4 protein-coding genes and 1 pseudogene are annotated in these 3,744 nt (G+C 70.3%); 2 read left to right on the forward strand and 3 right to left on the reverse strand.

Annotation, left to right across the window (positions count from 1 at the left end; translation table 11 throughout):
- Nucleotides 1-893 (forward strand): annotated as a pseudogene (locus GA0115259_RS35070) (peptidase M28); the annotation flags it as partial.
- A 127-nt stretch (nucleotides 894-1,020) separates the two neighbouring features.
- On the opposite strand, the gene GA0115259_RS35075 reads toward GA0115259_RS35070, so the two are convergent.
- Both GA0115259_RS35075 and GA0115259_RS35080 read right to left on the reverse strand, forming a co-directional pair.
- Nucleotides 1,021-1,449, reverse strand: coding sequence for an organic hydroperoxide resistance protein (locus GA0115259_RS35075; protein ID WP_066944416.1), 429 nt, complete (start codon nucleotides 1,447-1,449; stop codon nucleotides 1,021-1,023).
- 65 nt (nucleotides 1,450-1,514) lie between these two features.
- Nucleotides 1,515-2,534, reverse strand: a complete 1,020-nt coding sequence (locus tag GA0115259_RS35080; protein ID WP_093604376.1) for an NADP-dependent oxidoreductase — start codon at nucleotides 2,532-2,534, stop codon at nucleotides 1,515-1,517.
- A gap of 93 nt (nucleotides 2,535-2,627) precedes the next feature.
- Here GA0115259_RS35080 and GA0115259_RS35085 point away from each other — a divergent pair, with 93 nt between their 5' ends.
- Entirely contained in the window at nucleotides 2,628-3,062 is a 435-nt protein-coding gene (locus GA0115259_RS35085; RefSeq protein WP_093604380.1) for a MarR family winged helix-turn-helix transcriptional regulator, read from the forward strand.
- Between the two features lie 63 nt (nucleotides 3,063-3,125).
- Here GA0115259_RS35085 and GA0115259_RS40860 read toward each other — a convergent pair.
- The coding region (locus GA0115259_RS40860) for a hypothetical protein (protein ID WP_093604378.1) at nucleotides 3,126-3,744 on the reverse strand (619 nt) is incomplete at its 5' end.

Raw genomic sequence — 3,744 nt, forward strand, 5'->3', positions numbered from 1 at the left:
CGGCCCACGCCGCCGCGCCCACCGGCTCGGTCGCGGGCGGCAGCCGTGGCCACGGCGATCTGCGGCTGCGCCTGGACGATCCCAAGGAGCTGACCGCTCTCAACTCCCTGCTGGCGCAGGGAGTGAACGTACGGCGGGCGGCCGATGGTTCCGCGATCGTGCCGTCCTCGGCGCGTCGTCAGGCCGTCGTCCTCGCCGACCGGTACGGAGTCGTCTTCGCCGCGACGAAGGAGAAGGGCTCCGGTTCGCTGCACCGTACGCGGGTCGCCGCCGCGGTGACGCCCGGTGAGCTGTTCGGGCTGCGTGAGATGGGCTTCGAGGTGGTGCCGGTCTCGACCGCGATCCTGAACGCGGGCTTCGACTGGTCGGCCGCCGATGTGCTGTACGTCTCCTCGGGCCTCTCGTACAGCGGTCTCAACCCGGCCGCGCGCGAGGCGCTGAACGGATTCCTCGCCGGTGGCGCGGGAGTCGTCGGACTCGGTTCCGCGGGTGCCTCCTTCAATACGGCGGCGGGCCTGCTGGCGGCCAAGGCGGTGGCGGGCAACGGTGACGCCAACGGTGTGGTGCGGGTGGCCAACGCGGGCGGTCCGATCACGGGCGGCGCCCTCGCGCACTCCTTCGTCTACGCGCCGCGGTGGTTCACCGACCTCGGGCCAGGAGTGCGGGCCGACCAGTCGTACGGCACCGGCAATCCGCTGGTCTCGGGCCACTGGCGCGCGAACGGGAGCGGTACGGGCGGGCCCGCGGACGCGGCGGGCAAGGCCTCGATCGTGAGCGGAACGTCCGGGCAGGGCGCGCCGGTTGTGCTGTTCGGCACCGAGCCGCTGTTCCGTGACCACCCCAAGGGCGTGTTCGCGCAGCTCGGCCGAGCGCTGCTCGCCTCGGTGAAGTAGCACCCGGCGGACAAAGGCTGACAGAGCCCGAGGGCCGGATCCCACGGGGATCCGGCCCTCGGTCGTTCAGGTCCTACGGTGCCGTGCTGGTCCTACGGTGCTGTGCCGCGTGATCAGTGCCGCGTGATCAGACGACCGACAGCTCGACCTTGATGTTGCCGCGGGTCGCGTTGGAGTACGGGCACACCTGGTGCGCCTTCTCCAGCAGGTCCTTGGCGGTCGCCTCGTCGACGTTCGGGATGGACGCCGTCAGCTCGACCTCAAGACCGAAGCCGCCGGCCTCGGTCTTGCCGATGCCGACCTTGGCGGTCACCGTCGAACCGGAGATGTCGGCCTTCTCCCGGCGGGCGACGACACCGAGCGCACCCTGGAAGCAGGCGCTGTACCCGGCGGCGAAGAGCTGCTCCGGGTTGGTCCCGGCGCCGCTGCCACCCATCTCCTTGGGCGGGTTGACGACGACGTCGAGCTTGCCGTCGTCGCTGGAGACACGGCCGTCACGGCCGTTCTCCGCAGTGGCGACGGCGGTGTAGAGGACATCGATCTTCTGGATGCTCATACGGTGCGTTCCTCCTGTTGTACGCCATGGCTCGCGCCCACGGACCACAGCGGCCTGAGTCGAGCCTAACTGTTCAGCGTAACGATCATCTTTCCGGTGTTCGCACCGCGCAGTACTCCGAGGAACGCGTCGAAGCCGTTCTCGATGCCCTCGACCACGGTCTCGTGGTACTTGAGCTCACCGGAGGCCAGCCAGCCGGCGACGTCCTTGACGAATTCCGGCCGCAGTCCGTAGTGATCTGTGACGATCATGCCCTGGAGGCGCAGCCGCTTGCCGACCGCGAGGGCGAGATTGCGCGGGCCCGGCGCCGGTTCCGTGCTGTTGTACTGCGCGATCGCACCGCACAGGACGGCCCGGCCGAAGGGATTGAGCGAGGAGATCGCGGCTTCGAGATGCTCGCCGCCGACATTGTCGAAGTAGAGGTCGATACCGTCGGGCGCGGCCTTCTTGAGCTGCTCCCTGACCGGGCCGTTCTTGTAGTTGAAGGCCGCGTCGAAGCCGTACTCCTCGACCAGGAGCTTCACCTTCTCGTCCGAGCCCGCGGAGCCGATCACCCGGGCGGCGCCCTTGATCCTGGCGAGCTGCCCGGCCTGGTGGCCGACGGCGCCGGCCGCGCCGGAGACGAAGACGGTGTCGCCCTCCTTGAAGGAACCGATCTCGAAGAGGCCCACATAGGCGGTGAGACCGGTGCCGCCGAGCACTCCGAGATACGCGGAGAGCGGAGCGAGGGAGGCATCGGCCCTGAGGGCGCGCTCGGCCGGGAACTCCGCGTACTCACGCCAGCCGAGACCGTGGACGACATGGTCGCCGAGGGCGAAGCCCTCCGCGCGGGAGGCGATGACCTCACCCACCGCCGCACCGTCCATCGGCCGGTCGAGCTGGTACGGAGGCACATACGACTTGACGTCGTTCATCCTGCCGCGCATGTACGGGTCGACCGAGAAGTGCAGATTGCGAACCAGGATCCGGCCCTCGCCGGGCTCGGTCACCGGTACCTCGCGCAGAGCGACATCCGTCGGCTCCGGCCAGCCATGGGGGCGGGCGACAAGATGCCAGGCACGGCCGGACTCGGGAAGTGCGGTCATGGAGCGGGGCCTCCTCGGTTGAAGCTTCACTACCTGAAAGAACCATGCTCCTGAATATTTCATGTTGTCAAGTAACTGGCTATGCTCGTGTCCATGGCCACTCCACGCACAGACCCGCTGAGCCTCGAAGTAGTCGAGCTGATCGGCACCGTCGTGGCCCGCTACTACGAGGAGTACGACCAGGCCGCGGCCGAACACTCCCTCACCGGCGCGCAGGCACGCGTCCTGCGGCTCCTTTCCATGGAGCCCATGCCCATGCGCCGGATCGCCCAGAAGCTGAAGTGCGAGCCGTCCAATGTCACCGGCATCGTGGACCGGCTCGAAGCGCGCGATCTGGTGGAGCGGCGTCCGGATCCGGCCGACCGCCGGGTGAAGCTCGCCGCTCCGACCGAGAAGGGCCGGGCGACGGCGGCGCTGCTGCGGAACTCACTGGACTTCGCGCGGGAGCCGCTCGCGGCGCTGTCCGAGGAGGAGCGCCGGGTGCTGCGCGATCTGCTCAAGAGGATGCTGGGCGAGGACGTGGAGTAGCGGGCGCACGCGGGATCGCGTAGGTGGACCGGGTACGGCGCGTGCGCGGACCGGGTACGGCGATCAGGAGCAGAAGATCCACAGGATGCAGGTCTCGGTCGGCTCAGGAGCCGGCGGAGGCGGCGGCGGAGGCGCCTGTGTCGTCGGGCTCCCCGAGGTGGGCTCCTCGGTGGGCCCGGAAGGACCGGTCGTTCCCGGTGTGGTGGAACCGTCGGGACCGGGCGAGCCGGACGCGGACGGATCCGGGCTGCCGCCCTCCGCCGTGCCCGCCGAGCCGGAAGGCGACGCGGCGGCCTCGCCGGACGCCGACGCAACGGGTTCGCCACTGCCGCCGGGACTCGCCGAACCGGTCGTACCGGGATCCGTGGACGGCGCCGGTCCGGGATCGTCGGGGGCCTCGGGCCGGTCCGTGTTCTGCGGTCCGCCCTCGAAGTCGACCGGAGTCTCCTCCTTGACGGCGGAGGCACGGTCCTTGCCCGGAGGCTCCATGGCCAGCTCGGCCAGGCCCAGCGTGGCGAGCGAGAGCAGTACGCCGAAGGTCGCTATGAGCACCTTGCGCCGGCGCTTGCCGCGCGCCCGGCGCGGTCTGCCACGCGTACGGCGAGGCCGGGACTGGCCCTTGCGGCGCTGCGAGGACGAGCCGCGCCGCGCCGGGCCCGGCTCCGGATGGCGGCCGGGCAGG

It is taken from the genome of Streptomyces sp. MnatMP-M17 (genome assembly GCF_900091995.1).
Classification (GTDB): domain Bacteria; phylum Actinomycetota; class Actinomycetes; order Streptomycetales; family Streptomycetaceae; genus Streptomyces.